Origin of the sequence: Geodermatophilus obscurus (genome assembly GCF_900143215.1) — a bacterium.
Lineage (GTDB): Bacteria > Actinomycetota > Actinomycetes > Mycobacteriales > Geodermatophilaceae > Geodermatophilus > Geodermatophilus obscurus_A.
This window is the reverse complement of the sequence record NZ_FRDM01000001.1, coordinates 60,666-85,056: the sequence shown is the minus strand read 5'-3', so window position 1 is coordinate 85,056 and position 24,391 is coordinate 60,666. Positions and strand designations below refer to the sequence as shown.

The window sequence follows — 24,391 nt, the reverse complement described above, 5'->3', positions numbered from 1 at the left end:
GGAGGGATCCCGACCCGCCCGCGCAACGACACGAGGCCCCCGGGTGGCCGGTACCGTCCGCGCCCCGGCGGTCACCGGCCGTGCTCGGCGTCTCGTGGTGCGCGCCGCATCCGCCGTCCGCGGCCGGTCCGCAGCCGGCCCCGTCGGGGCTAGCGTCGCCCGCATGGACGTCGCGTGGGAGGACTCGCGGCGGACGTTCGCCGACGCCGCGCAGTGGTTCGTCCGGACGGCCGCCCTCGTCGGTGACCGGTGGTCGGAGCCCGCCCTGGGCGAGTGGGACGTCCGCGCCCTCGTGGGCCACACGAGCCGCTCGCTCCTGACGGTGGAGACCTACCTCGCCCGTCCCGCCGCGACCATCGAGGTCGCCTCCGCCGGTGACTACTTCCGTGCGACGCGGGCGGTGGCCGCCGACCCGGCCTTCGCGGCGCGCGGACGGGACGCCGGGGTGGCCCTGGGCAGTGATCCGGCCACCACCGTGGCGGGGATCGCCGGGCGCGTGCTCCGGCTCGTCGAGGCCCGGGACGGCACCGAGCTGCTGACGACGATCGCGGGCGGCATGCGGCTGGCGGACTACCTGCCCACCCGCACCTTCGAGCTGGCGGTGCACACCGCGGACCTCGCCACCGCGCTGGGCGCGCCCCCGGACGTCCCGGCGACCGCCGCGGCGCAGGCGCTGCGGCTGGTCGCCGACCTCGCCGTCGCCGAGGGCGTCGCCGGCCCGCTCCTGCTCGCCCTCACCGGCCGGACCGGCCTCCCGGCGGGCTTCTCGGTGCTCTGACGCGGCCGGCCGGTCAGCCGACCGGGACGAGCCCCGCCTCCTCGATCAGACGGGCCTGCTCGCGGCACCACGGCGACCACGCGTCGCGGTCCTCGGACTCCTGGCGCCTCCGGAAGGTCGCCCAGTCCAGCAGCTCCCACTCGCCGACCTCGTCCGGGTCCGGCGCCGGGGTGCCGGCGAAGCTGCCGAGGTAGACCGGGCAGATCTCGTTCTCCACGACGCCGCGGAACTCCGCCCGGTAGCGGTAGCCGGGCAGCGCCGGGCGCAGCTGGTCGACCTGCAGACCCAGTTCGAAGGCGGCGCGGCGGGCGATCGCCGTGGCGTCGTCCTCCCCGGGGCCGGGGTGCCCGCAGACGGTGTTGGTCCACATGCCCGGGAAGGTCTGCTTCCCCTCCGCGCGGCGGGTGACCAGCAGCCGGCCGGCGTCGTCGAACAGGTACGCCGAGAAGGCCCGGTGCAGCGGCGTCTCGCCGTGGTGCACCAGCGGCTTGGGCATCGCGCCGATCGCCGTCCCGTCGTCGTCGAGCAGGACGATGAGCTCCTCCGAGGCCGTCACCCGTCCATTGTCGTCCTGCCGGCCCGCCGCCGCCGACCTGACCTGGTCGTCGGTGTCCGCACGGTGCGCGGTGGGGACGGCGACCACCGGGGCCGACTGGCGGGGCAGCGGAGCGGGAGGCACCGTGCCGGGGTGGACAGCTTCACGCGCGACGGTCTGGTCTTCGACGTCCGGGACGGCGGCCCGGCCGGCGGGGAACCGGTCGTCCTGCTGCACGGCTTCCCGCAGGACGCCGCCGCCTGGACCGCCGTCGCCGACCGGCTGCACGACGCCGGGCTGCGCACCCTGGCCGCCGACCAGCGGGGCTACTCCCCCGGCGCCCGGCCCTCGGGGCGCGCGGCCTACCGGCTGCGGGAGCTGACCGGCGACGTCCTGGCGCTGCTCGACGCCGCCGAGCTGGGCAGCGCGCACGTCGTCGGGCACGACTGGGGCGGCATCGTCGGCTGGGCGCTGGCCGCCGGGCACCCGGAGCGGGTGCGCACGCTGACCGCTCTGTCGGTGCCGCACCCGGCGGCGATGGCCAGGGCGTTCGTCACCAGCGACCAGGCGCTGCGCTCGTGGTACGTGGGGCTGTTCCAGCTGCCGGTGCTGCCCGAGCGGCTGCTGCTGGCCGGGGACGGCGCGGCGCTGCGCCGGATGCTGCTGACCAGCGGCCTGCCGTCCGACCTCGCCGGGCACTACGTGCGGCGGATGCAGGAGCCGGGCGCACTCAGCGCCGCCCTGGCCTGGTACCGCGCGCTGCCGCTGGACGCCCGCGACCCGGTCGGCACGGTGCGCGTGCCGACGCTGCACCTGTGGAGCACCCGCGACTTCGCCCTCGGCCGCACCGCGACCGAGCAGACCCGGCGGTTCGTCGACGCCCCCTACCGGCTCGAGGTGCTCGAGGGCCTGCCCCACTTCATCCCCGAGCTGGCGCCCGACCGGGTCGCCGAGCTGGTCACCCAGCACGTGCGCGCGCACGGCTGACCGGTGCCGGCCGCCGCCGGGCAGCGCCGCGCGGTCACCTCGTCGGACTCCCGCAGCCCGGCTGCGGCGAGCGCGGTGGGCAGGCCGTCGTCGTGGCGCTGGACACGGGCGATGACGCCGTCGGTCACGAGGAACCGCGCGGCGACGACGGCCCGGCCGCGCTCGGCACCCGTCGCCGGGTCCGCCCAGGTGGCGTCCTGCTCGACGACGACCTCCCCGCCGGCACCGCAGAACCAGCGCAGCGGGCGGGCGCGGAACCCGGCCCGCGCCAGCCACGGTCCCAGCACCTCGCGGCCCCGCACGCTGCCCCGCGGCCCGACGATCTCCAGGTCCGGCGCGCACAGCGCCGTGGCCGCTCCGGTGTCGGCCCGGTCCACCGCGTCCAGCCAGGCCTCGACGACCGCGAGCTGTCCCGTCACGACCGCGACCGCAGCCCGCTGCGGCATGGAGCGCGCCTCTCCCGGGCACACCGAGGACCCGTCCGCAGCCGACCCCCGGGAGCACCCCGTGACGACCACCCGCACCCGCCGCTGGCGCCTGGCCGCCGCCGGTGTCGCCATCGCCGCGACCTCGTTCACCACCGCCGCGTGCGGCTCCGACGTCGTGGACGACGGCGTCGAGCAGGAGGTCGAGGACACCGGGAACGAGATCGAGGAGGAGGTCGAGGACACCGACCAGGACGACGACGGCTGACCCGCCGATCGCGTGACCGCCGACGGCCCGGGGTAGGGCGTCCGCCCGTGAGCTCCGACGCGACCACCACCTCGGCGACCCGCGCGCAGCGGCTCGACCGGCTGCCGTTCACCCGCGAGCACGGCCGGCTCGTGGTGGGCTCCGGCCTGGGCTGGGCGCTGGACGCGATGGACGTCGGCCTCATCTCCTTCGTGATGGCCGCGCTCGCCGTCCAGTGGTCGCTGACCCCGACCGAGCTGTCCTGGATCGGCGCCATCGGCTTCGTCGGCATGGCGCTGGGCGCCACGCTCGGCGGCCTGCTGGCCGACCGGATCGGCCGGCGGCAGGTCTTCGCGCTCACCCTGCTGGTCTTCGGCGTGGCCACGGGCGCCGCCGCGCTGGCGTGGTCGGTGGCCTCGCTGCTGGTGTTCCGCTTCCTCATCGGGCTGGGTCTGGGCGCCGAGCTGCCCGTCGCCTCGACGCTGGTCAGCGAGTACGCCCCGGCGCGGGTACGCGGCCGGGTGGTCGTGGCGCTGGAGGCGTTCTGGGCGGTCGGCTGGCTGCTGGCGGCGCTGATCGGCTACCTCGTCGTCCCCGGCAGCGACGACGGCTGGCGGTGGGCGCTGGCGCTGGGCGCCGTCCCCGCGCTGTACGCGGTGGTCGTGCGCCGGGGGCTGCCGGAGTCCGTGCGCTTCCTGGAGCTGCGCGGGCGGACCGACGAGGCCGAGGCCGCGGTGCGCCGGTTCGAGTCGGCGGCCGGGGTCGCCCCGGTGCCGTCGGCCCCGGCGCAGCCGACGCCGGCGCCGCGACCCGGCGCGCTGTGGGCGGCGGGCTCCCGCCGGCGGACGGCGGCGCTGTGGGCGGTCTGGTTCGGCATCAACTTCGCCTACTACGGCGCTTTCATCTGGCTGCCGACGCTGCTGGTCGCCTCGGGCTTCTCGCTGGTTCGCTCGTTCGGCTTCACGCTGCTCATCACGCTGGCCCAGCTGCCCGGCTACGCCGCCGCGGCCCTGCTGGTCGAGCGGTGGGGCCGCCGGCCGACGCTGGTGGTCTTCCTGCTCGGCTCCGCCGCCGGCGCCGGGCTGTTCGCGCTGGCCGACGGCGACACCGCCGTCCTGGTCACCGGCATGGTGCTGTCGTTCTTCAACCTGGGGGCCTGGGGCGCGGTCTACGCGGTGACGCCGGAGGTCTACCCCACCGCGCTGCGGGCCACCGGCGCCGGCGCGGCTGCCGGCTTCGGGCGGCTCGCCTCGATCGCCGCCCCGCTGTGCGTGCCGCCGCTGCTGGCCGCCGGCGGCAACGGCCTGGTCTTCAGCACCTTCGCCGCCTTCTTCGTGCTGGCCGCACTGGCCGCCTGCCTGCTGCCGGAGCGCCGCGGCGAGTCGCTGGAGGCCGCCGTCCGCTGACCACGCCCCCGGGCTGACGGGAACTGTGCAGAGCTCTCTTTGCAAACAGGTCTCTGCATTTCTACGGTGGGCAGCGTGCCCGACGAGCCGTTCACCGACGTCCACGACCCGCGGGTGCTCCGTGCGCTCGCCCACCCCCTGCGCAACGCCCTGCTCGGCCTGCTGCGCGCCGACGGGCCCTCGACGGCCTCCAAGCTGGGCCAGCGGCTGGGCGAGAGCAGCGGGACCACCAGCTACCACCTGCGGCAGCTGGCCGACCTCGGCTTCGTCGAGGAGGTGCCCGGGCAGGGCACCGCCCGCGAGCGCTGGTGGCGAGCCCGGCACCGCAGCACCCGGTGGCGGACCGATGAGCTGGTCGACCAACCCGGCGGCCGCGAGGTCGTGGAGGAGCTGACGCACCTGTCCGTCGGGCAGCAGCGCCGGTTGCTGGCTGCGCACGCCGAGCAGCGGGACGAGCTGGACCGGGAGTGGCGGGAGGCGACGTCCCTCAACGACTGGGTGCTGCGCCTCTCGCCCGCGCGAGCCCGCGCCCTGACCGACGAGCTCAACGCGGTGCTCGAGCGGTGGCGGGCCGAGGAGGAGCAGCCGGACCAGCCCACCGTGCACGTGCTCGTCGACGTCTTCCGGCTGGCGGAGCTGCCGGCGTGAGCCGCCCGCTGACGGCCCGGACGGCCACCCGCCGCTACGTCGGGCTGACCGCGCTGCGCTGGCTGCCGGTCGGCCTGAGTACGCCGGTGACCGTGCTGCTGGCCTCGGCCCGGGGCCTGTCCCCCGCCGACATCGGGGTCGTCCTCGCCGTCTACTCGGTGGTCACCCTGCTCCTCGAGCTGCCCACCGGCGGGCTGGCCGACGCCCTCGGCCACCGGCTGGTGCTGGCCCTCGCCGGGCTGGTGACCACCGCCGGGCTGCTGCTCCTGGTCGTCGCCGACAGCACCGCGGCCTTCGCGCTCGCGTGGGCGCTCCAGGGCGTCGGGCGGGCGCTGGACTCCGGCCCGCTGGAGGCCTGGTACGTCGAGGCCGTCCGCGCCGCCGACCCGGACGCCGACGTCACCCGCGGCCTGTCCCGCGCGGGCGCGGCCGACGGGGCGGGGCTGTGCCTGGGCGCCGTGCTCGGCGGCCTGCTGCCGCTGCTGGCCGGGGACGGGAGCAGCGAGGTGCTCGCCCTGCCGCTGCTGGTGGCCGCCGCGCTCGCCCTGGTCTCGGTCGTCGCGGTGGCGGCGCTCGTGGTCCCGGTGGGCGCTCCCCGGAGCAGTGGCGCTGCCGCACTGCGGGCGGGCCTGCCCGAGGTCCCCGTCGTCGTCCGGGCCACCGTCGGGCTGGTCGCCCGGGACCGGGTGCTGCGGCGGCTGCTCGGCATCTCGCTGCTGGTCGGGGCGGTGCTGACCACCCTGGAGCTGCTCGGCCCTTTGCACGTCGCCGAGCTCACCGGCAGCCGCACCGAGGGGGCCGCCGTCTTCGGCGTGGTCATGGCGGTCTCGTACGCGGCGGCCGGGCTCGGCGCGCTGCTGGCGCCGGCCGTCCAGCGGCTGGCCCGGGGCTCGGTCGCGGCGGCGACCACCGGGCTGGCGGTGCTCGGAGCGCTCGCCGTCGCGGCCGTGACGGTCGCCGGGCCCCTCGCGCTGGGCGGCCTGTTCGCCGTCTTCCACGTCGCCAACGCGGCCGCGTGGCCGCTGTGGAAGCAGCTGCTCCACGGGCAGGTGACCGGCGGGCAGCGCGCCACCACCCTGTCGGCCTCGTCGCTGGCGCTGATGGTCGGAGCACTGGGGGGCAGCCTGCTGGTGCCGCGCCTGGTCGAGGCGGTGGGGCCCCCGGCCGGGTTCCGGGCGGCCGCCGTGGCGCTGCTGCTCGTCGCGCTGGTGTCCCTGCGGCTGCGCCCGCGGCACTCCGGGCCGCAGACGCCGGGTACACCGGCCGCGACGGGGGTAGCGGCGGGACATGGCTGAACCCACCCGCGACCGCCTGCAGGGCCTGAAGGTCGCCGTCACCGGCGCCAGTGGCAACGTGGGGACGGCGCTGTTGCGCCGGCTCACCGCACCCGGCGGCGGCGTCGCGGAGGTGCGGGGGCTGGCCCGGCGGCAGCCGCCGTCCCTGGCCCCCTACGACGGCGTCCGGTGGCACCTCGCCGACCTCGGCGAGACGCGCAGCGAGCACGAGCTCACCCGGTTCCTCGACGGCGTCGACGCCGTCGTCCACCTGGCCTGGGCGCTCCAACCGGGCCGGCAGCCGGAGCGGTTGCACCGCGTCAACGTCGAGGGCACCCGCCGGGTGGCGCGCGCGGCCGCGGCCGCGGGCGTGCGCCACGTCGTGCACCTGTCCTCGGTCGGCGCCTACGCCGCCGGCGGCGGGGACCGGGAGGTCGCCGAGGACTGGCCGGTCACCGGCATCCCGAGTTCCCAGTACAGCCGCGACAAGTCCCAGGCCGAGCTGGTGGTCCGCGAGCTGCTCGGCTCCCGGCAGGGGACGACGCTGACCGTCGTGCGGCCGACGCTGGTGCTGCAGCCGGAGGCCAGCAGCGAGATCGGCCGGTACTTCCTCGGGCCGCTGCTGTTCGGCGCCGCCCGGCTGCTGCCCGGCCAGGTGGCCCGGCTGCTGCCGCTGCCGCTGCCTTCTTTGCGCGTGCAGTTCGTGCACGCCGACGACGTCGCCGACGCGCTGGTGGCGATGCTGGACCGCCGGGCCGGGGGGCCGTTCAACCTGGCCGCCGGGCCGACGTTCGACGCCGACGGCTTGGCCCGCGCCCTCGGCTCGGTGCGGGTGCCGGTCCCGGCGATCGCGCTGCGGACTGCGCTGTCGGCCGCCTTCCACGCCCACCTCGTGCCGACCGAGCCCGGCTGGCTCGACCTGGGCACCCAGGCGCCGGCGCTGGACAGCAGCCGCGCCGGCCGGCTGCTGGACTGGACGCCGGCCCACCGTGGCGACGACGTGCTGCGCCAGTTCGTCGCCGCGCTGGGCCGCGGCGAGGGTGCACCCGGCGCGCTGCTGAGCCCGGCCGGCGGGCCCGAGCGCGACCCCGCCGGCGATCCGGCCAACGTCCCCGGGCCCCGGGCGACCTGAGGGTCCGCGGTCGCCGCGCAGACAGGAGGGGCCTTCCTCAGCCTCGCGGCATGCCGGCGTCCCGCAGCAGCCCGCCACCGATGATCACCCGCTGCACCTCGCTGGTGCCCTCGTACAGCCGGTAGAGCCGGGCATCGCGGTAGAAGCGCTCGACCGGCGTCGTCCGCAGGTAGCCCAGGCCGCCGTGCACCTGCACGGCGCGGTCGACGGCCCGGCCGACCATCTCGGTGCAGAACAGCTTCGCCGACGACGGCCCGATCGCGGTGTCCTCGCCGGTGTCGTAGCGGGCGGCGACGTCGCGGACCATCGCCCGGCCGGCCAGCAGCTCGGCGTGCGTGTCGGCGATCAGCGCCTGCACCAGCTGGAACCGACCGACCGGGGCGCCGCCCTGCTTCGCGGTCGCGGCGTAGGCCACCGACTCGTCCAGCACCCGCTGCGCCATCCCGACGCAGAGCGCGGCGATGTGCAGCCGGCCACGGGAGAGCACGGTCAGCGCCTTGGCGTAGCCGCGGCCCTCCTCGCCGATGAGCGCGTCGGCGGGCACGCGGGCGTCGTCGAGGAACACCTCTGCGGTCCAGGCGCCGGCCTGGCCCATCTTCTCGTCCTTGGGCCCGACGGTGACCCCGGGCGCCTTCGCGTCGACGACGAAGCTGGAGATGCCACGCCCGCCCTTCTCGGCCGGGTCGCTGCGGGCGAACACGACGAACAGGTCGGCGATCGGCGCGTTGGTGATGTAGCGCTTGGCGCCGTTGAGCACCCAGCCGTCGCCGTCCCGCCGGGCGGTGGTGCGCAGCCCCGCGGGGTCCGAGCCGGCCTCGGCCTCGGTCAGCGCGAAGGAGCCGATCAGCTCTCCGGACGCCAGCCGCGGCAGGTAGGCCTTCTGCTGCTCGTCGCTGCCGAACTTCGCGATGACCTGGCCGGCGATGCCGTTGTTCGTGCCGAACAGCGAGCGGAACGCCGGGGTGGTGTACCCGAACTCGAAGGCCAGCTCGACGTCCTCGGCCATCGAGACGCCGAGCCCGCCGTGCTCCTCGGGCAGCGCGTACCCGAACAGGCCCATCTCGGCGGCCCGCGCGCGCAGCTCGTCGGGGATGCGGTCCTCGTCCTCGATGCGCTCCTCGAGCGGGATGACCACCTCCCGCACGAGCTGCCGGACGGCGTCCCTGACCTGGCGGAAGTCCTCGGCGTCCACGCCACCATGGTGCCGCGCGTTCCGCCCGGCCGCCGCAGCGGTCCCCGGCGCCGCAGACCGCGCTGCGCAACCGTGCGAGTACCGTTTGTCGTCACCGGCGTTGCGGCGCTAGCGTCGGGACGCCGCCCGAAACCGCTGGCGGTGCAGCACATCCCTGCCGAGGTACCCGTGCCGCACCTGCAGACCACCGTCGTCCACGCTCCCGACCAGGTCGTCGTCCGGCTGACCGGCGACGTCGACGTGGTGGCCGCTGCGCGGCTCACCAGGACCCTGCAGGAGGCTGCGGTCGGCGGGCGCGGCGCGGTGGTCGTGGACGTCGCCGGCGCCTGCTTCCGCGACTGCTCGGGCCTGCAGGTGCTGGCCGTGTTCAGCGACGCGCTGGTCCCGGCCGGCCGGCGCTGTCGCATCGTGGGCGCCCCCGCGGCGACCCGCCGCCTCGTCCGCTCCGCCGGGTTCGGGGAGCGGCTGGAGCTGGACGGACCCGTGGACGCCGGGGACCCGCGTCCCGCCGCACCGCTGACCTCGCCCCGCACCCCGTCCCCGGTGCGCCGCGCGGCCCTGCCGTACCAGGGACGGCACGCCCGGCGCGCCGAGGAGCGGCCGGGCCGACGCCGACCGCGGCCCGGCTCGCTGCGCCGCTGGCGCTAGCGGCCCCGCCCCGGACCCGCGACGGGTGGCGGGACGGCGGGACCCTGCCGAGGCCTTCAGGCGAGCGCGTCCAGGCGGGCCATGTCCTCGTCGGAGAGGCGCAACCGGGCCGCGCCCAGGTTCTCGGTCAGGTGCTCGACGGACTTGGTGCCCGGGATGGGCAGCACGACCGGCGACGTGTGCAGCAGCCAGGCCAGCGCCACCTGGGACGGCGTGGCGTCGAGCTCGCGGGCGATGTCGGCGACCGGGCTGTCCGGCGCGGCCAGGTCCCCGGTCGCGATCGGGAACCACGGGATGAACCCGATGCCGTGCTCTGTGGCGTGGTCGAGGACGTCCTGCGACTGGCGGTTGGTCAGGTTGTAGAGGTTCTGCACGCTGACGACGTCGACGATCGAGCGGGCCTCCTCCAGCTCGGCCACCGAGACCTCCGAGACGCCGATGTGGCGGACCTTGCCCTCCTGCTGCAGCTCCTTGAAGGCGCCGAGCTGGTCGGCCAGCGGCACCTCGGCGTCGATGCGGTGCAGCTGGATGAGGTCGATGCGCTCCAGCCGCAGCGTGCGCAGCGACAGCTCGACCTGCTGCTTGAGGTAGGCCGGGCGGCCGACCGGCGTCCAGATGCCCGGGCCCTGCCGGGTCAGGCCGGCCTTCGTCGCGATGACCAGGCCCTCCGGGTAGGGGTGCAGCGCCTCGGCGATGATCCGCTCGCTGACCACCGGGCCGTAGGAGTCGGCGGTGTCGACGAAGTCGACCCCCTGGTCGACGGCGGCGCGGACGACGCGGCGGGCGTTGTCCGGGTCGGCCGGCTCGCCCCACACGCCCGGGCCGGGCAGCTGCATGGCGCCGTAGCCGAGGCGGTGGACGGGCAGGTCCCCGCCGATCGAGAAGGTGTCACTGGGCGCGACCGTGGTCATGCTGCCTCCGCAGGGGTCGGCCCGCGGCCGGGCGCCACGGGGTCCGTCGTGCGCGGCAGCGCCCGCACCGGGCGTTGCTCTTCCAGGATGTGACCGCCGACACACAGCGAGGAGGGCCCATGGGCGAGATCGTGGTGCTCCGGCACGGGCAGACCGAGTGGAGCCTCAGCGGCCAGCACACCAGCGTCACCGACCTGCCACTGCTGCCCGAGGGCGAGGAACAGGCCCGCCGGCTGCGCGGCGAGTTCGGGGACCGCAGGTTCGCGGCCGTGTGGGTGAGCCCCCGGCTGCGGGCGCGGCGGACCGCCGAGCTGGCCGGGCTCACGCCGACCGCCACCGACGAGGACCTCGTGGAGATCGACTACGGCGGCTACGAGGGGCGGACGACGGCCGAGATCAGCGAGGAGATGGGCCGCACCTGGTCGGTGTGGGTCGACGGCACCATCCCCGGGGCGACACCCGGCGAGACCCTGCAGGACGTCGGCGCTCGGGTGGACCGGGTGCTCGACCGCGCCCGGCCGCTGCTGGAGGACGGCGACGTGGTGCTGATCGCCCACGGGCACGTGCTGCGCATCCTCACCGCCCGCTGGCTGCGGCTCGAGCCCGCGGCCGGGGCCCTGTTCGCGCTGCCGGCGGGCTCCTACGGCGTCCTCGGGCACGAGCACGCCCGCCCGGCGCTCACCGGCTGGGGCCTGCACTGACCCGCGCCACCGGCGGCGGCACGGGGCGGCCGAACAGCCAGCCCTGACCCAGGTCGGCGCCGAGCCGGGTCACCTCGTCGGCGATCCGCTCGGTCTCCACGCCCTCGGCCACGACCTGGGCGCCCAGGGTGTGCGCGGCCTCGATCACCGAGCGGACCATGGTGCGTGCTCCCCCGTCGGGCAGGGCCTGCACCAGCGCCCGGCCCAGCTTGACGACGTCCGGGCGGACGGTGGCCATCAGCGAGCGGCTCGACCAGCCCGCCGCGACGTCGTCCAGCGCCACCCGCCAGCCCAGCGAGCGGTGGTGCTCGAGCACCGAGAACAGGTGCCCGCGGTCCCGGACGGCGGACACCTCGCCCACCTCGACGACCAGCCGGGACGGGTCGATGCCGGCGTCGCGCAGCGCCTGCCCGGTGCCGGCCAGGCTGACCTCCGGCCGGTGCACCGACGCCGGGTCGGAGTTGACGTAGAGGTCGGCGTCCCCGAGCCAGGGGGCCGCGCCCGTGATCGCCGACTCGCGGCCGATGCGGTCCAGCCGCGGCAGCCAGCCGGCCGACTCGGCGACGAAGAAGAGGTCCTCGCCGCCCACCTCGCGACCGTCGACCGTTCCGCGCAGCAGCGCCTCCTGCGCGACGACGGTGCGGTCGTCGAGCCGGACGATCGGCTGGTACACCGACCACAACTCGGCCTCGGCCAGCAGGCCGATCTCCGCGGTGACCCCGCGGCGGGCCAGTTCCACGGCCAGCGTGGGGGCGGTGAGCAGCCGCGCGGCCAGGGCCGGTCCCCCGTCCGGCGGGTCGGTGGCCACCCGGAGGTCCTCGGCCTCGGCCGTCGTCAGCTCCCGGGCGAGCCGGCGGAACAACCGGTCGACGCCGCGGCCGCCGTCCTCGTCGTCGAGGTCGAGCAGGTCCGGCGCGATCGACACCGCCAGCCCCAGCGCCCGCGCCGTCCGCGCCACCTCGGCGAGCAGGTGCGCGTCGGAGGTCGCCAGCAGGACCCGGGTGGCCCGGCCGGGCAGGTGCCAGTACTCCCGGCGCCGGAGTCGTCCATCGGTGCTCGCCACCGCACGAGGATGACCGAGGCGCACAACCGGAGCGGAGAGGCGCGCGGTCGGTCCTCCTGGCGCACGCGGCCGGTGAGCGTAGTGCAAGGGCACTAATTGCGGCGACATGCAGTCCCAGAACTGTCGTCGGCGCTCACTTGAATGTCTAAGGTCAACTCATGGTGCTTGTGCAAGAGGCCGGGCCGGTGCGTTCCTCGCGCGGTGGGCGCCCCCGGGACCCGAGCCGGGACGGCGTGATCCGGGCGGCCATCCTGCGCCTGCTGGCCGAGGTCGGGTACGGCGCGCTGACCATGGACGCGGTGGCCGCGGAGGCCGGCGTCGGCAAGGCGACCATCTACCGCCGCTGGCGCACCAAGCAGGACCTCGTGGCCGACACCATCACCGAACTGAACAACAGGACGGTCATCCCGGCGGACACCGGGTCGCTCGAGGGCGACCTCCGGGAGGTGCTGCACGCCATCGTCGACGTGGTCAACGGGCCCATGGGCGCCGCCACGCGGGCGCTGCTGTCCACCGTGCCGCACCACCCGGCGCTGGAGGAGGCCTTCGGCGACGGCCCGGTCGGGGTCTGGCGGCGCGCGTTCGAGCAGCTCTTCGCCCGCGCCGAGGCGCGGGGTGAGCTGCGCCCGGGCCTGGCCGGCACGGTGACCGCCGAAGCCTTGATGGCTCCGCTGGTCCAGCGGTGGCTGATCACCGGCCACCCCGTCACCCGGGACTACGCCGACGAGGTGCTGAGAGACGTCGCGCTGCCACTGCTCCGGGCGAACTGCGGGCCGACCGCCTGAGGGATCACCAGCCCCGGGTGCCCGGCTCGCCCTTGAACGGGCCGACGACCTCGTCGGTGATCCAGCCGCCGTAGAAGTCACCGGCCTGCGCGCGCACGGTCTCGCCGTCGACGAGCGCGCGGTCCACCCGGCTCGGGTAGAAGGCGACTGCGCCGCGCAGGTGCGCGTAACGGTCCACCGGGTCCTCGTAGGACCAGCCCACGGACGGGAAGCGCCGCCCGTCGACGACGGCGTCCCAGTAGGTGGCCGCACCCTTCCACTCGCACCACGAGCTGCCGGACGCGCGCTGCAGCACGCCCTCGGCGACGTCCTCGCGCGGCACGTAGTAGACCGGCGGGTGGCTGGTCTCGCAGACGCGCACGGCACGGTCGGTGCTCGCCACGACCCGGCCGCCGAGCTCGACGACGACCCGCCGCCCCGTGACCTCGGCCGAGGGTGGGCGGGGGTAGTCCCAGACCGACTCCTGGCCCGGGCCGACGGGGTCGGGGTGGGGGTGCCGCACGTCAGTCGTTGCGGTGCCGGACCTTCTGGACCAGGACGAGGGTCATGAGCAGGCCGACCGCGCCGACCGCCGCCATGCCCACCGGCGTCTGCAGGAACTGCTGGACGGCGGCCTGGCCCTGCGACTTCAGGCGCTGCGGGCTGCTCCGGTAGGCCAGCTGGTCCAGGGTCGCCGCGAGGGACTCCCGGGCGGCGTCGATCTCCAGCTGGATCTGTCGAGGGTCGCGAGGCACGGGCGACAGCCTGCCAGACGTCGCCGGAGAGGGCGCGTCCGTCGGCCGGGGGCCACCCGCACGGGCTGCTCCTCATACTCTGTGTCCACGCGGGAGTGGTGTAACGGCAGCCACGCCAGACTTAGGATCTGGTGCCTCCGGGCGTGCGGGTTCGACTCCCGCCTCCCGCACTCGGGCCGGCCCAGGGCGACGTGCAGCTCCGGAGCGGTGGACGGCCGGGTGGGGTCGTCGTCCTGGACGGCGCGCCGCGCCGGCCCCTCGACCGCCGGCCCACGGCCGTCCGACTCCGGCACCGTGGCGACGTCCATCATGGGGGTGCTGCTGCCCGGAGCCGCGTGTCCGCGCGTGTCGCCGGCACCGACCCCATGATCAACGCCCGACGACGACCCGCCGCTCCCGGAGGTGGGCCGGAGGGCCGTGAGCGAACTCACGAGGGAGGACTCCCGGGACGGCATCCGTGCAGCTCAGCGGCTCGCTGAGCGGAAACGGGGCCGAACGCGGAGCGACGGGGACCCGTAGTCTAGGTGTACAGGCCCGTCGCGCAGCGCTGCCCGGCCCGCCGACCTCCCCCTGCACGTCCAACGACCCCGTCGGAGCTCATGACCTCCCCGCGCACCGAGACGACTGACCGAACCGAGCAGATCGAGGACAAGGAGAAGCCCTCGGGCACCCAGCTGAGCGCCACCCAGGTGGCCGCCGGCGCCCTGGCCGCGGTGTCCTCGGCCGTGGTGGCCTCCTTCTTCGGCCTCGCCGGCACCCTGATCGGGGCTGCGCTGGCCAGCGTGATCAGCACCGTCAGCGCCGCCCTCTACAGCAACTCGCTGCAGAGGACGAACGAGAAGCTGCGCCGCGCCCGCGGCCAGCTCACCGGACGCCAGTCGGCGGTCGAGGAGACCACGGTCGCCCCCGCCGCCGCGACTCCGCCGACCCAGGTGCTCCCCGCCCACCTCGACCCGCGGCGCGCCCCGGCCCGGCGGTCGGGGCCCCGCTGGACGAGGGTGGCCGTCTACGCCGGCGCCATGTTCGTGCTGGCGATGGGCATCGTCACCGGGATCGAGCTGATCGGGCAGAAGCCGGTGTCGGCCCTCGTCGGCGGCACGGAGACGTCCAGGACGACGACGCTCGGCGAGATCACCACCGCGTCGTCGTCCTCCGAGCAGCAGGACGACGACGGGTCGACGCCGTCGTCCCCCACCACGACCGCGCCGGCCACCGGGAGCAGCGCCCCGGCCACCGACTCGGACACCGGGACCGACGAGGGGTCGACGTCAGAGGAGGACGGGGGATCGGACAGCGAGGAGTCCTCGTCGGCGACGCCGACGCAGACCTCGAAGGCCGAGCCGACCACCGGCAGCCAGCGGTCGGGCTCCTCGAGCTCCCCGACGCAGTCGTCCGGGAGCTCGGCGCAGGACGACGCGTCGCCTGCTGCCAAGGCCGCGCCGACCACCTGACGCGACGCGTGGACGCCCGCGGTTCCGAGCACCGGAACCGCGGGCGTCCGTGCGTCCTGGCCCGGGACGGCGACCGTCGCGTCGCCCCTGCCCCGTCAGGACCGGCCGAGCAGCTCCGCGACCAGGGGCACCAGAGCGACGAACGCCTGACCGCGGTGGCTGCGCGCGTCCTTCTCGGCCGCGGTGAGCTCGGCCGCGGTCCGCTCCAGCCCGTCGGGCAGGAACACCGGGTCGTAGCCGAAGCCGTTGGAGCCGCGCCCCTCCCGGACCACCTGGCCGCGCCACGACCGCTCGAGCACCCGCTCGGCGCCCTCGGGCGTGACGACCGCGGCTGCGCAGACGAACGCCGCACCGCGCCGCTCGTCGGGCACGTGAGCGAGCTGCCCGAGCAGCAGTGCGGTGTTGGCGGGGTCGTCCCCGTGCCGGCCCGACCAGCGGGCGGACAGGACGCCGGGCATCCCGTTGAGCGCGTCGACGGTCAGGCCGGAGTCGTCGGCGACCGCCGGCAGCCCGGTGTACCGGACCGCCTCGCGCGCCTTGAGCAGCGCGTTCTCCGCGAAGGTCGCACCGGTCTCCGGGGCCTCCGGGTAGTCCGGGACGTCGCGCAGGCCCACGACGGCGACCCCGGGGACGGCGCTCTCGAGCAGCCGCTGCAGCTCGGCGAGCTTGCCGGGGTTGCGGGTGGCCAGGAGCAACCGGTCGCTCATCGGGCGCCGGCCTGCTGCAGCGCCTCGGCCTGGATGCGGCTCAGCTCGGCGCAGCCGCCGACTGCCAGGTCGAGCAGCGCGTCGAGCGCAGCGCGGTCGAAGACACCGTTCTCCGCGGTGCCCTGGACCTCGACGAAGCTGCCGTCGCCGGTGCAGACGACGTTCATGTCGGTGCCGGCGCGGACGTCCTCCTCGTAGGCGAGGTCCAGCCGCGGCTGCCCGTCGACGACACCGACGCTCACCGCCGCGACCGACTGCACGATCGCGTTCTTCCGGGCCAGCTTCTTCCGCTCGCCGAGCCACGCGACGGCGTCGGCCAGCGCGACGTAGGAGCCGGTGATGGCCGCGGTCCGGGTGCCGCCGTCGGCCTGCAGGACGTCGCAGTCGATGGCGATGCTGTTCTCGCCGAGCGCGCCGAGGTCGATCGCGGCCCGCAGCGACCGGCCGATGAGCCGGCTGATCTCGTGCGTGCGCCCGCCGATGCGGCCCTTCACCGACTCGCGGTCGCCGCGGGTGTGCGTCGCGCGCGGCAGCATCGCGTACTCGGCGGTGACCCAGCCCAGGCCCGAGCCCTTGCGCCAGCGCGGCACGCCCTCGGTGACGCTGGCCGCGCACAGCACCCGGGTGCGGCCGAACTCCACCAGCACCGAGCCCTCGGCGTGGTCGAGCCAGTTGCGGGTGATCGTCACGGGACGGAGCTGGTCGGCCGCCCGGCCGTCGGGACGGGGCTTCGCCGAGGTCGTGGTCACGTCCGCCGACAGTAGTGCGGGCGGCTGCGTGCCCCCTGGCCCGCCTGGGCAGGATCCCCTGCATGCGATCAGAGCTGCGGACGGTCCGGACCGGCGGCGTGCCCACGGTGGTCGACCTCACCGACGAGTGCGCCGAGTTCGTCCGCGACGAGGCGGACGGGCTGCTGCACGTCTTCGTGCCGCACGCGACGGCGGGAGTGGCCGTCATCGAGACCGGCTCGGGCAGCGACGACGACCTGCTCGCCCAGCTCGACGTCCTCCTCCCCCGGGACGAGCGCTGGCGTCACCGGCACGGCAGCGAGGGGCACGGCCGCGACCACGTGCTGCCGGCGTTCGTCCCGCCGCACGCGAGCGTCCCGGTGCTGGAGGGGCGCATGCAGCTGGGCACGTGGCAGCGGGTCTGCCTGGTCGACACCAATCCCGACAACCCGCAGCGGCACGTCCGGCTGTCGTTCATCCCCGGCTGACGGCTCCGGGAGCATCGGACCTGCCACTACGGGGGCCGCGCGTCCACCCCCTGCACCGTCGTCGGCCCGGCGCGGCAGGATGACGGGCGTGACCGATACCGACGTCGCTCCCGTCCGTCTGGCCCCGGGTGACCCCGCGCCGGAGTTCACGCTGCCCGATGCCGACGGCAACCCGGTGTCGCTCGCCGGCTACCGCGGTCGCCGGGTGATCGTCTACTGCTACCCGGCGGCCATGACCCCGGGCTGCACCACCCAGGCCGTCGACTTCACCGCCGCCGCCGGCGACCTCGCCGAGGCGGGCCTCGACATCATCGGCATCTCCCCCGACCCGCCGGAGAAGCTGCTGCGCTTCCGCGAGAAGGAGGGCCTGCGGATCACCCTGCTGTCCGACCCGGACACGCAGGTGCTCGCCGCCTACGGCGCGTTCGGCACCAAGAAGCTGTACGGCAAGGAGGTCGTCGGCGTGATCCGGTCGACCTTCGTCGTCGACGCCGAGGGCCGCATCGAGAAGGCCTCCTACAACGTCAAGGCCACCGGGCACGTGGCCAAGCTGCGCCGCGACCTCGGCCTGGGCTGAACGAGGACGACCCTCTCCCCACTCCTCGTCCGCTCGGCGGGGGCCCGGGGGTGGCCGCGTCCCGAGGCTCGCCCCGAGCCCGCGAGGGGGACGAGGTCCTCCCACGGTGGGGAGGAGAGAGTCCGCCCCACCTGGAGGGTGGCCGCCGTTCAGGCCCGCCACGTGCCGGGACGCGGCTGGCACTCCGGCCCGCAGGGGTAGCCGTCCTCCCAGGGGAAGTGCCCGTCCGCGTGGCTCCAGGCCAGCTGGAACGCCGGCACCGAGTACTCGGGGGGCCGCTGGTAGAAGCGGTTGGCGCCGAGCACCACCTCCCCGGGGTTGGGTGAGACCTCGACGTACAGCCGACCGGCCCAGTCGTCCCAGGCGATCAGCTCTCCGGGGACCAGGTCGCGCCCGGCGGCCACCTCCCCGGCCGCCCGCTGCAGCACGCCGTGGGTGGTGTCGGCGCCCAGCCCGACCAGGACGAGCTCCGGGTGTCCGAGCCCGAACAGGCCGATGGTGTAGCCGAAGCAGGGTTCGTCGTCCTCCTCGCCGGAGCCGACGTACTGCACCGCCCAGCGGTGCTGCCGGATCACCCGGGCGAGGTGCGCGTCCTCCTGGTCGAGCCAGGCCGTCGTCTGCGGGTCGAGGGGCATGGGCGGAGCGTGCCCGGGAGGGGCGATCCCCGGCCGGCGGGCTGTGGACGGCGCCGACCGCTGTGGAGGGACCCGCGGACCGTCAGTCCCCCGCCTCCGCCCGCCGGGCCCGCGCACGCCGGCGGCCCTCGTGCATCGCCTGGACGCGGGCGACCGGGATGGTGTGGCCCTCGGCGACCAGGTCGGCGGGCAGCTCCTGCGGCTCGGGCAGCAGCGCCGTCCACGGGTCGCCGTCGCCCAACCGTTCCGGCGCCGTCCGGACGGTCACGTCCCCGGGTCGCACCGCCGGCAGGTCCTCCCACGCCACCGGCGCGGACACCGGCAGGCCCGGGCGGATGCGCGGGCTGTAGGCGGCCACGATCGTCGAGGAGCCCGAGCGGGTCGAGTCGAGGAACACCCGGCCGTGCCGGTCCTCCCGGATGTACGCGGTCGTGGCCAGGTCCGGGTCGAGCGCGGCGGCGCGGGTGGCCAGGGCGCGGGTCGCGGCGGCGGCGTCCTCGGGCCCCGCACCGCGTACGGGGACGACGACGTGCACGCCCTTGGACCCGCTAGTCTTGACCGCCCCGGCGAGCCCCGCGTCGGCGAGCGCGCGCCGCACCAGCTCCGCGGCCTGCACCACCACGCCGAAGTCGGCCCCCTCCGGCGGGTCCAGGTCGAGCACGATGCCGGTCGGCTCGGCCTCGGCGCCGGCGACGAAGAAGGGGACGTGGAACTCCACGGCCCGCTGGTTGGCCAGCCACAGCAGGGTGCGGCGGTCGTCGCAGAGCACCTGGTGCACCTCGCGGTGTGCGCCGAACGACCAGACCGGGACGGTGCGCACCCACTCCGGCGCGCCCTTGGCGACGTTGCGCTGCATGAACGGTTCCTGGCCCGGCCGCACGCGCTTCACCGACAGCGGCCGACCGGCCAGCTGCGGCACCAGGCGGAAGGCGTTCGCGTCGAGGTGGTCGACCAGCTCGCCCTTGGTGACCTCGAGCCCGTCGCCCAGCGGGGCGTCGAGGCTGGTCAGCCGGACGCCGTCCCGTTCGTCGTCGACCACCGGCCCACCGTGCCCGGCCGCGCGCGGCCGGGCAAGCGGGGGTGCCGCTCAGACGTCGTAGGTCGTGCCCGGCTCGACCAGCTCGGCGGCCGGGAAGACGGCCCGCGCGTCGGCGAGCTGGCCGGCGGGGTCGACCCAGGCCGGGACGTGGGTGAGCAGCAGCCGGCCGACGCCGGCCGCGGCGGCGTGCTCGCCGGCCTCGCGGCCGGTGAGGTGCAGGTCCGGCGGCAGGCCGGGGACGTCGGGGTGCGCGGCCTCGGCCAGCAGGACGTCGGCGCCGCGGGCGAGCTCGACGACGGCGGCGCTGGCACCGGTGTCGCCGGTGTAGACCAGCGACCGGCCGCCGGCGGTCAGCCGGACGGCGTGGCACTCGACCGGATGGGCGGTGCGGGCCGTCCGCGCCTGGAAGGGACCGAGGTCGAACGGAGCGCCGTCCAGGACGGTGAAGTCGAAGACGTCCTCGAGCGGAGCGCCGTCCCCGTAGTAGGCCGACGCCAGCCGCCGGTGGGCGCCGGGCGGGGCGTAGAGGGGCACCGGCCTGCCCCGGGACCGCCCTGAGTACCGGTGCCAGACGATGAACGGGGCGACGTCGAGGCAGTGGTCGGCGTGCAGGTGCGACAGGTAGAGGGCGTCGACCGTGGCCGGGTCGGCGAGGGACTGCAGGGTGCCGAAGGCGCCGTTGCCTAGGTCGAGCAGCACGCGGAAGCCGTCGTGCTCCACCAGGTAGCTCGACGCCGGGGACGTCGGCCCCGGACCGCTGCCCGAGCAGCCGACCACCGTGAGCCTCACCCGACCGCTCCTCGCTGCCACGCCGATGACGCAGGTGAGGCTAACCGCAGTGGCCGGGAGACCGGGCTCAGGCCCAGAGCTGGCCCTCCAGCGCGGCCGTCGCCTCCTCCAGCGTGCCCGCGTAGGCACCGGTGGACAGGTACTTCCACCCACCGTCGCAGACGATGAAGACGATGTCGGCCCTGCGGCCGGCGGCGGCCTCCTTGTCGGCGATGCCCAGTGCCGCGTGCAGGATCGCGCCGGTCGAGATGCCGGCGAAGATGCCCTCCTGCTCGACCAGCTGCCGGGTGCGGCGGACGGCGTCCTGCGGCCCGACGCTGAACCGGGAGTCCAGCAGCGTCGGGTCGTAGAGCTCCGGGACGAACCCCTCGTCGATGTTGCGCAGCCCGTAGACCAGCTCGCCGTAGCGCGGCTCCGCCGCGATGACCCGCACCTCGGGCTTCTTCTCGCGCAGGAAGCGGGAGACGCCCATGAGCGTGCCGGTGGTGCCCAGCCCGGCGACGAAGTGGGTGATCGAGGGCAGGTCGGCCAGGATCTCCGGGCCGGTGCCGGTGTAGTGCGCCTCGGCGTTGGCCGGGTTGCCGTACTGGTAGAGCATCACCCAGTCCTCGTGCTCGGCGGCCAGCCCCTTGGCGACGGCGACGGCCTGGTTGGAGCCGCCGGCCGCCGGGGAGCTGATGATCTGCGCGCCGTACATCTCCAGCAGCTGGCGGCGTTCGATCGAGGTGTTCTCCGGCATCACGCAGATCAGCCGGTAGCCCCGCTGCCGGGCCACCATCGCCAGCGAGATCCCGGTGTTCCCGCTGGTCGGCTCGAGGATGGTGTCGCCCGGCTTGAGCTTCCCCTCCTTCTCCGCCGCCTCGATCATCGAGATGGCGGCCCGGTCCTTGATCGACCCGGTGGGGTTGTGGTCCTCGAGCTTGGCCCACAGCCGGACGTCAGGGGTCGGCGACAGGCTCGGCAGCCCCACCAGCGGGGTGTTGCCGAGGGAGTCGACGAGGGAGGCGAAACGGGCCATGGCGAGCGCTCTTCCAGGGGAGGCGGACGGGTGCTGCGGAGCGGCGGGCGCTCAGCAGCCGCCGGCGACCGCCGGGAGGATCGTGACGGAGTCGCCGTCCTTGACCTGGGTGTCCAGCGCACCGGTGAAGCGCACGTCCTCGTCGTTGACGTAGACGTTGACGAACCGGTGCAGCTTGCCCTCCTCGGTGACCAAGCGGTTCTTCAGGCCCGGGTGCTTGGCGTCGAGGTCGTCAACGAGCGCGGCCAGGGTGTCCCCGCTGCCCTCGACGGTCTTGTTGCCGCCGGTGTGGGTGCGCAGGATGGTCGGGATCCGGACCTCGATGGCCATGGCGTGCTGTTCTCCTCTGGACTCAGGGGTTCGCGCGCTGCGCTGCCGCGCAGCGGACGTGCGTCTGGACGGGGAACGCCCGCTCGCCGTGGGGCATTCCGGAGGTCGGCCCCGTCCAGGACACCGCCCCGAGCTGGCGAGGGGTGGGGAGGACGGGGTCCTTCCTCAGTCGTAGACGACGGTGGTCGGCGAGTGGCCGAACAGGTAGGACTCGACGACCTCGACGTCCTCCTCGGTGACGGCGCCGTCGACGATCCGGAAGCTGCGGAACTCGACCTCGTCGCCGGCCAGGCCGGTCTGGTTCCCGTGGACGCGGGTCGACACCAGGACGTAGTGCGCGTCGGGCTCGGAGGCGAGACCGATGTCGGTGCGCGAGGGATGGGCCTCGGTCGCGGTGTGGGAGTGGTAGATGACCACCGGCTCCTCACCCCGGTCGTCCATCTCCCGGTACAGCCGCAACAGGTCGGCGGAGTCGAACTCGTAGAACGTGGGCGACCGCGCGGCGTTCAGCATCGGGATGAAGCGCTCGGGGCGGTCGCTGCCCTCGGGGCCGGCGACGACGCCGCAGGCCTCGTCCGGGTGGTCCTCCCGGGCGTGGGCCACGATGGCGTCGTAGGTCGCGCGGTCGATGCGCAGCACGTCGACCAGTCTAGGAGGCCCCGTCCTCCCCACCCCTCGCGGGCTCGGGGCGGGACCCTGGACGGGGCCGGCGATACGGTGCCCGTTCATGGTCCTGGAGCTGCTGATGACCGCCGGGGTGCTGGCCGTGGCGGTGCCCGCGCTGGTGGGCGGCGTCCGGGGGCTGCGCCTCCGCAGCGGCCACTACAGCAGCGACGTCACCGCCGACCGGATCTCGCTGGTGCTGCTGGTGACCGGCCGCCTGCTGACGCTGCTGCTGGTCGGGGCGCTCTCGCTGGTCGTCCTCGTCAGCGCCGTCGGAGCGGTCGTGCAGGACCTGGAGATGCCCGGCCTGGTGTCGGTCTTCTTCGTGCTCGACCTGCTGCTCGCGGCGTCGATCGTGCTCACCTTCGGCCGGCGCGCCCGGCGGCCAGTGCGTCGACGAGCGATCCCTGCAGACCGGTGAGCCAGTAGTAGACGGCCAGCTGCTGCCCCTCCTCGCTGGCGAGGTCCTCCGGCGGCTCGGTGTCCTCCTGGATGTCGAGCCGCGTGCCCAGCGCCAGGCGCAGGTCGTTGCTGGTGCGCAGCCAGGCGGTCGCCTGCTCGGGGTCCAGCCGGACGGTCCCGCCGTCCGGCGGCAGGGCGGCGCGGACGGTGGCCAGGTCGTCGGCCTTCCCCGCACGCAGAGATGCCTCGGTCAGCTCGCGGTAGTCGGCGGCCAGCTCCGGATCGCTGCGGTGGCCGGCGGGCAGCAGCCGGTCGACCACCGGGTCGCCGGCGACGTCCTCGGCGTCGGCGGTGAGCAGCTGCTCGAGCTGGTCGAGCAGCAGCGCGAGGATGCGGGCCTCGGCCGGCTCCAGCCGGGCCACCAGCTCGCTGCCCTTGCGGCGGAACGGCCTCATGCGTCGCGCTGGTAGCTGGCCCACAGCCCGTAGGCGTGCAGCCGGCTGGTGTCGTGCTCCATGCGCTCCCGCGGCCCGGAGCTCACGATGGCCTTCCCCTCCTCGTGCACCTGCAGCATCAGCGTGGTCGCCGTCGGCTCGTCGTAGCCGAACAGCTCCTGCAGCACGTAGGTCACGTAGGTCATGAGGTTGACCGGGTCGTTCCAGACGATGGTGACCCAGGGTCGGTCGAGGTCGCCGTGCTCCTCGACGGTCTCCTCCGGCGTCCGTGTCGGCGCGAGTGGTCCGGCCACGGCTCCACTCTAGGAGAACCGTCCGAGCGGTGGCCCCCGGCGGCCCCGCCTAGGCTCCGGGACCATGCCGACGGGTCCCGCCCTGCTCACCGACCGGTACGAGCTGACCATGGTCGCCGCGGCCCTGGCCGACGGCACCGCCGACCGCGACTGCGTGTTCGAGGTCTTCGCCCGGCGGCTGCCGCACGGCCGCCGCTACGGCGTGCTCGCCGGCACCGGCCGGCTGCTGGAGGCGCTCCCCGACTTCCGGTTCACCGACGAGGACCTCGCCGCGCTGCGCGAGCAGGGGCTCACCGACCCCCGGTTGCTGGACTGGCTGGCCGGGTTCCGCTTCAGCGGGGACGTCGACGGCTACGCCGAGGGCGAGCTGTTCTTCCCCGGCTCCCCCGTCCTCACCGTCCGGGCGCCGTTCGCCGAGGGGGTGCTGCTGGAGACGCTGGTGCTCTCGGTGCTCAACCACGACAGCGCGATCGCCTCCGCCGCGGCGCGGATGGTCACCGCCGCCTGCGAGCGGCCGTGCATCGAGATGGGTTCGCGGCGCACCCACGAGGAGGCCGCGGTCGCCGCCGCCCGCGCCGCGTACCTGGTCGGCTTCGCCTCGACCTCGAACCTGGAGGCCGGCCGCCGGTACGGGGTGCCCACGACCGGCACCAGCGCGCACGCCTTCACCCTGCTGCACGACGACGAGGAATCGGCCTTCCGCGCCCAGGTCGCCGCGCTCGGCGTCGGCACGACACTGCTGGTGGACACCTTCGAGGTCGACCAGGGCATCCGCACGGCGGTGGAGGTCGCCGGCCCGGAGCTCGGCGCGATCCGGCTGGACTCCGGTGACCTGCCCACCCTCGCCGCTCACGCCCGCGAGTTGCTCGACGAGCTCGGCGCCACCCGCACGCGGATCATCGTCACCAGCGACCTCGACGAGTACGCGATCGCCGGGCTGATGGCCGCGCCGGTCGACGGCTACGGCGTCGGGACGGCCCTGGTCACCGGCTCCGGCGCACCGACGATGGGCATGGTCTACAAGCTGGTGGAGCGCGACGGCGTCCCGGTGGCCAAGCGGTCCCTGGGCAAGCCGTCGGTGGGCGGACGCAAGTCCGCCGTCCGCCGGCACGACGCCTCCGGAACGGCGACCGCCGAGGTGGTGAGCAACGAGGCGGTCCTGCCCCGGGACGGCGACCGGCCGCTGCTCGTCGAGCTGGTCCGCGGCGGCGAGGTGTGCGCGCCGGCCACGCCGCGCGAGGCGCTGGCCGCCGCGCGGGCACACCACGAGCGGGCGCGGGGGGCGATGCCCGCCGAGGCGTTCGCGCTGTCCCGCGGGGACTGCGCCATCGAGACGCTGACGGCCTGAGG

General features: G+C 75.4%; 32 protein-coding genes and 1 tRNA gene. 16 read left to right on the top strand and 17 right to left on the bottom strand.

The window, feature by feature from the left end; translation table 11 throughout:
• The first annotated feature begins 163 nt into the window (after nt 1-163).
• Nucleotides 164-778, top strand: a complete 615-nt coding sequence (locus BUB17_RS00465) for a maleylpyruvate isomerase N-terminal domain-containing protein (RefSeq protein ID WP_072912482.1) — start codon at nt 164-166, stop codon at nt 776-778.
• A gap of 13 nt (nt 779-791) precedes the next feature.
• Here BUB17_RS00465 and idi read toward each other — a convergent pair whose 3' ends face one another.
• On the bottom strand, nt 792-1,334 hold the full coding sequence (gene idi, locus BUB17_RS00460; RefSeq protein WP_072912479.1) for an isopentenyl-diphosphate Delta-isomerase: 543 nt from the start codon (nt 1,332-1,334) through the stop codon (nt 792-794).
• Nucleotides 1,335-1,466: 132 nt separating this feature from the next.
• Between idi and BUB17_RS00455 the strand changes: the two genes are divergently transcribed.
• Nucleotides 1,467-2,300 (top strand): alpha/beta fold hydrolase, encoded by an 834-nt coding sequence (locus BUB17_RS00455; protein WP_072911575.1) that lies wholly within the window; start codon nt 1,467-1,469, stop codon nt 2,298-2,300.
• Here BUB17_RS00455 and BUB17_RS00450 read toward each other — a convergent pair.
• Nucleotides 2,198-2,719, bottom strand: a complete 522-nt coding sequence (locus tag BUB17_RS00450) for a nuclear transport factor 2 family protein (protein WP_175561229.1) — start codon at nt 2,717-2,719, stop codon at nt 2,198-2,200. The genes BUB17_RS00455 and BUB17_RS00450 overlap by 103 nt on opposite strands.
• Before the next feature lie 88 nt (nt 2,720-2,807).
• Between BUB17_RS00450 and BUB17_RS00445 the strand changes: the two genes are divergently transcribed.
• The 5 genes from BUB17_RS00445 (at nt 2,808) to BUB17_RS00425 (ending at nt 7,432) form a co-directional block, all read left to right on the top strand.
• Complete coding sequence (locus tag BUB17_RS00445) at nt 2,808-2,993, top strand: hypothetical protein (protein ID WP_072912476.1); 186 nt, start codon at nt 2,808-2,810, stop codon at nt 2,991-2,993.
• A 47-nt stretch (nt 2,994-3,040) separates the two neighbouring features.
• Nucleotides 3,041-4,378: an MFS transporter gene (locus BUB17_RS00440; RefSeq protein WP_072911570.1), complete on the top strand. Its 1,338-nt coding sequence runs from the start codon at nt 3,041-3,043 to the stop codon at nt 4,376-4,378.
• A 75-nt stretch (nt 4,379-4,453) separates the two neighbouring features.
• Nucleotides 4,454-5,026 (top strand): winged helix-turn-helix domain-containing protein, encoded by a 573-nt coding sequence (locus BUB17_RS00435; RefSeq protein WP_208983271.1) that lies wholly within the window; start codon nt 4,454-4,456, stop codon nt 5,024-5,026.
• The gene (locus BUB17_RS00430) at nt 5,023-6,321 is read left to right on the top strand and encodes an MFS transporter (RefSeq protein ID WP_072911567.1); all 1,299 of its coding nucleotides are present in this window, start codon (nt 5,023-5,025) and stop codon (nt 6,319-6,321) included. The genes BUB17_RS00435 and BUB17_RS00430 overlap by 4 nt, the downstream gene beginning before the upstream one ends.
• Nucleotides 6,314-7,432: an NAD-dependent epimerase/dehydratase family protein gene (locus BUB17_RS00425; RefSeq protein WP_072911565.1), complete on the top strand. Its 1,119-nt coding sequence runs from the start codon at nt 6,314-6,316 to the stop codon at nt 7,430-7,432. The genes BUB17_RS00430 and BUB17_RS00425 overlap by 8 nt, the downstream gene beginning before the upstream one ends.
• Nucleotides 7,433-7,469: 37 nt before the next feature.
• On the opposite strand, the gene BUB17_RS00420 is transcribed toward BUB17_RS00425, so the two are convergent.
• Entirely contained in the window at nt 7,470-8,624 is a 1,155-nt protein-coding gene (locus tag BUB17_RS00420) for an acyl-CoA dehydrogenase family protein (RefSeq protein ID WP_072911562.1), read from the bottom strand.
• Nucleotides 8,625-8,792: 168 nt separating this feature from the next.
• On the opposite strand from BUB17_RS00420, the gene BUB17_RS00415 reads away from it, so the two are divergent.
• Nucleotides 8,793-9,272 carry an STAS domain-containing protein gene (locus tag BUB17_RS00415; RefSeq protein ID WP_072911560.1) on the top strand — a complete coding sequence of 160 codons (480 nt, stop codon included), beginning with the start codon at nt 8,793-8,795 and terminating at the stop codon, nt 9,270-9,272.
• 56 nt (nt 9,273-9,328) lie between these two features.
• Here BUB17_RS00415 and BUB17_RS00410 read toward each other — a convergent pair whose 3' ends face one another.
• A complete protein-coding gene (locus BUB17_RS00410) occupies nt 9,329-10,183 on the bottom strand; it encodes an aldo/keto reductase (RefSeq protein ID WP_072911557.1) in 855 nt (284 codons plus the stop codon).
• A 119-nt stretch (nt 10,184-10,302) separates the two neighbouring features.
• Between BUB17_RS00410 and BUB17_RS00405 the strand changes: the two genes are divergently transcribed.
• On the top strand, nt 10,303-10,884 hold the full coding sequence (locus tag BUB17_RS00405) for a histidine phosphatase family protein (RefSeq protein ID WP_072911555.1): 582 nt from the start codon (nt 10,303-10,305) through the stop codon (nt 10,882-10,884).
• Here BUB17_RS00405 and BUB17_RS00400 read toward each other — a convergent pair.
• On the bottom strand, nt 10,862-11,947 hold the full coding sequence (locus tag BUB17_RS00400) for an EAL domain-containing protein (protein ID WP_072911553.1): 1,086 nt from the start codon (nt 11,945-11,947) through the stop codon (nt 10,862-10,864). The genes BUB17_RS00405 and BUB17_RS00400 overlap by 23 nt on opposite strands.
• Nucleotides 11,948-12,105: 158 nt before the next feature.
• Here BUB17_RS00400 and BUB17_RS00395 point away from each other — a divergent pair, with 158 nt between their 5' ends.
• Nucleotides 12,106-12,732, top strand: a complete 627-nt coding sequence (locus BUB17_RS00395; protein ID WP_072911550.1) for a TetR/AcrR family transcriptional regulator — start codon at nt 12,106-12,108, stop codon at nt 12,730-12,732.
• A gap of 4 nt (nt 12,733-12,736) precedes the next feature.
• On the opposite strand, the gene BUB17_RS00390 is transcribed toward BUB17_RS00395, so the two are convergent.
• Both BUB17_RS00390 and BUB17_RS00385 read right to left on the bottom strand, forming a co-directional pair.
• Complete coding sequence (locus BUB17_RS00390; protein ID WP_072911548.1) at nt 12,737-13,234, bottom strand: DUF427 domain-containing protein; 498 nt, start codon at nt 13,232-13,234, stop codon at nt 12,737-12,739.
• A 1-nt stretch (nt 13,235) separates the two neighbouring features.
• Nucleotides 13,236-13,466: a DUF3618 domain-containing protein gene (locus tag BUB17_RS00385; RefSeq protein ID WP_072911545.1), complete on the bottom strand. Its 231-nt coding sequence runs from the start codon at nt 13,464-13,466 to the stop codon at nt 13,236-13,238.
• A gap of 89 nt (nt 13,467-13,555) precedes the next feature.
• Between BUB17_RS00385 and BUB17_RS00380 the strand changes: the two genes are divergently transcribed.
• Both BUB17_RS00380 and BUB17_RS00375 read left to right on the top strand, forming a co-directional pair.
• Nucleotides 13,556-13,636 (top strand) — tRNA-Leu (locus tag BUB17_RS00380).
• Between the two features lie 429 nt (nt 13,637-14,065).
• A complete protein-coding gene (locus BUB17_RS00375; protein ID WP_072911543.1) occupies nt 14,066-14,917 on the top strand; it encodes a hypothetical protein in 852 nt (283 codons plus the stop codon).
• 95 nt (nt 14,918-15,012) lie between these two features.
• Here the strand turns inward: BUB17_RS00375 and rdgB are convergent, their stop codons facing one another.
• Together rdgB and rph are read right to left on the bottom strand one after the other, a co-directional pair.
• A complete protein-coding gene (gene rdgB, locus BUB17_RS00370) occupies nt 15,013-15,624 on the bottom strand; it encodes an RdgB/HAM1 family non-canonical purine NTP pyrophosphatase (protein WP_072911540.1) in 612 nt (203 codons plus the stop codon).
• Nucleotides 15,621-16,373: a ribonuclease PH gene (gene rph, locus BUB17_RS00365; protein ID WP_072911538.1), complete on the bottom strand. Its 753-nt coding sequence runs from the start codon at nt 16,371-16,373 to the stop codon at nt 15,621-15,623. Before rph ends, rdgB begins: the two co-directional genes overlap by 4 nt.
• A 62-nt stretch (nt 16,374-16,435) precedes the next feature.
• On the opposite strand from rph, the gene BUB17_RS00360 reads away from it, so the two are divergent.
• Together BUB17_RS00360 and bcp are read left to right on the top strand one after the other, a co-directional pair.
• On the top strand, nt 16,436-16,840 hold the full coding sequence (locus BUB17_RS00360) for a YjbQ family protein (RefSeq protein ID WP_072911535.1): 405 nt from the start codon (nt 16,436-16,438) through the stop codon (nt 16,838-16,840).
• Nucleotides 16,841-16,928: 88 nt separating this feature from the next.
• Entirely contained in the window at nt 16,929-17,417 is a 489-nt protein-coding gene (gene bcp, locus BUB17_RS00355) for a thioredoxin-dependent thiol peroxidase (RefSeq protein ID WP_244276794.1), read from the top strand.
• Between the two features lie 149 nt (nt 17,418-17,566).
• On the opposite strand, the gene BUB17_RS00350 is transcribed toward bcp, so the two are convergent.
• The 6 genes from BUB17_RS00350 to BUB17_RS00325 form a co-directional block, all read right to left on the bottom strand.
• Entirely contained in the window at nt 17,567-18,052 is a 486-nt protein-coding gene (locus tag BUB17_RS00350) for a DUF4262 domain-containing protein (protein ID WP_072911530.1), read from the bottom strand.
• Between the two features lie 82 nt (nt 18,053-18,134).
• Entirely contained in the window at nt 18,135-19,091 is a 957-nt protein-coding gene (locus tag BUB17_RS00345; protein ID WP_072911527.1) for a DNA polymerase domain-containing protein, read from the bottom strand.
• Nucleotides 19,092-19,139: 48 nt separating this feature from the next.
• Nucleotides 19,140-19,880 carry an MBL fold metallo-hydrolase gene (locus BUB17_RS00340; protein ID WP_072911525.1) on the bottom strand — a complete coding sequence of 247 codons (741 nt, stop codon included), beginning with the start codon at nt 19,878-19,880 and terminating at the stop codon, nt 19,140-19,142.
• Between the two features lie 67 nt (nt 19,881-19,947).
• Nucleotides 19,948-20,898: a PLP-dependent cysteine synthase family protein gene (locus tag BUB17_RS00335; protein WP_072911522.1), complete on the bottom strand. Its 951-nt coding sequence runs from the start codon at nt 20,896-20,898 to the stop codon at nt 19,948-19,950.
• 51 nt (nt 20,899-20,949) lie between these two features.
• The gene (locus BUB17_RS00330; protein WP_012947533.1) at nt 20,950-21,228 is read right to left on the bottom strand and encodes a ubiquitin-like small modifier protein 1; all 279 of its coding nucleotides are present in this window, start codon (nt 21,226-21,228) and stop codon (nt 20,950-20,952) included.
• A 165-nt stretch (nt 21,229-21,393) separates the two neighbouring features.
• The gene (locus tag BUB17_RS00325) at nt 21,394-21,867 is read right to left on the bottom strand and encodes a M67 family metallopeptidase (RefSeq protein WP_072911520.1); all 474 of its coding nucleotides are present in this window, start codon (nt 21,865-21,867) and stop codon (nt 21,394-21,396) included.
• A gap of 88 nt (nt 21,868-21,955) precedes the next feature.
• Between BUB17_RS00325 and BUB17_RS00320 the strand changes: the two genes are divergently transcribed.
• The gene (locus BUB17_RS00320) at nt 21,956-22,312 is read left to right on the top strand and encodes a hypothetical protein (RefSeq protein ID WP_072911517.1); all 357 of its coding nucleotides are present in this window, start codon (nt 21,956-21,958) and stop codon (nt 22,310-22,312) included.
• Here BUB17_RS00320 and BUB17_RS00315 read toward each other — a convergent pair.
• Nucleotides 22,251-22,748 carry a DUF2017 family protein gene (locus BUB17_RS00315; RefSeq protein ID WP_072911515.1) on the bottom strand — a complete coding sequence of 166 codons (498 nt, stop codon included), beginning with the start codon at nt 22,746-22,748 and terminating at the stop codon, nt 22,251-22,253. The genes BUB17_RS00320 and BUB17_RS00315 overlap by 62 nt on opposite strands.
• Nucleotides 22,745-23,041: an ATP-dependent Clp protease adapter ClpS gene (clpS, locus tag BUB17_RS00310; RefSeq protein WP_012947530.1), complete on the bottom strand. Its 297-nt coding sequence runs from the start codon at nt 23,039-23,041 to the stop codon at nt 22,745-22,747. Before clpS ends, BUB17_RS00315 begins: the two co-directional genes overlap by 4 nt.
• 64 nt (nt 23,042-23,105) lie before the next feature.
• Here clpS and BUB17_RS00305 point away from each other — a divergent pair, with 64 nt between their 5' ends.
• Entirely contained in the window at nt 23,106-24,389 is a 1,284-nt protein-coding gene (locus tag BUB17_RS00305) for a nicotinate phosphoribosyltransferase (RefSeq protein ID WP_072911512.1), read from the top strand.
• The last annotated feature ends 2 nt before the right edge of the window (nt 24,390-24,391 follow it).

Excerpts from the sequence above, each read along its gene's own strand:
- BUB17_RS00465 (WP_072912482.1), top strand. The coding sequence starts at position 164 with ATGGACGTCGCGTGGGAGGACTCGCGGCGGACGTTCGCCGACGCCGCG.
- BUB17_RS00425 (WP_072911565.1), top strand. The coding sequence starts at position 6,314 with ATGGCTGAACCCACCCGCGACCGCCTGCAGGGCCTGAAGGTCGCCGTC.
- BUB17_RS00410 (WP_072911557.1), bottom strand. The coding sequence starts at position 10,183 with ATGACCACGGTCGCGCCCAGTGACACCTTCTCGATCGGCGGGGACCTG.
- BUB17_RS00405 (WP_072911555.1), top strand. The coding sequence starts at position 10,303 with ATGGGCGAGATCGTGGTGCTCCGGCACGGGCAGACCGAGTGGAGCCTC.
- BUB17_RS00395 (WP_072911550.1), top strand. The coding sequence starts at position 12,106 with ATGGTGCTTGTGCAAGAGGCCGGGCCGGTGCGTTCCTCGCGCGGTGGG.
- BUB17_RS00375 (WP_072911543.1), top strand. The coding sequence starts at position 14,066 with ATGACCTCCCCGCGCACCGAGACGACTGACCGAACCGAGCAGATCGAG.
- rdgB (WP_072911540.1), bottom strand. The coding sequence starts at position 15,624 with ATGAGCGACCGGTTGCTCCTGGCCACCCGCAACCCCGGCAAGCTCGCC.
- BUB17_RS00360 (WP_072911535.1), top strand. The coding sequence starts at position 16,436 with ATGCGATCAGAGCTGCGGACGGTCCGGACCGGCGGCGTGCCCACGGTG.
- BUB17_RS00350 (WP_072911530.1), bottom strand. The coding sequence starts at position 18,052 with ATGCCCCTCGACCCGCAGACGACGGCCTGGCTCGACCAGGAGGACGCG.
- BUB17_RS00335 (WP_072911522.1), bottom strand. The coding sequence starts at position 20,898 with ATGGCCCGTTTCGCCTCCCTCGTCGACTCCCTCGGCAACACCCCGCTG.
- BUB17_RS00330 (WP_012947533.1), bottom strand. The coding sequence starts at position 21,228 with ATGGCCATCGAGGTCCGGATCCCGACCATCCTGCGCACCCACACCGGC.
- BUB17_RS00320 (WP_072911517.1), top strand. The coding sequence starts at position 21,956 with ATGGTCCTGGAGCTGCTGATGACCGCCGGGGTGCTGGCCGTGGCGGTG.
- BUB17_RS00315 (WP_072911515.1), bottom strand. The coding sequence starts at position 22,748 with ATGAGGCCGTTCCGCCGCAAGGGCAGCGAGCTGGTGGCCCGGCTGGAG.
- BUB17_RS00305 (WP_072911512.1), top strand. The coding sequence starts at position 23,106 with ATGCCGACGGGTCCCGCCCTGCTCACCGACCGGTACGAGCTGACCATG.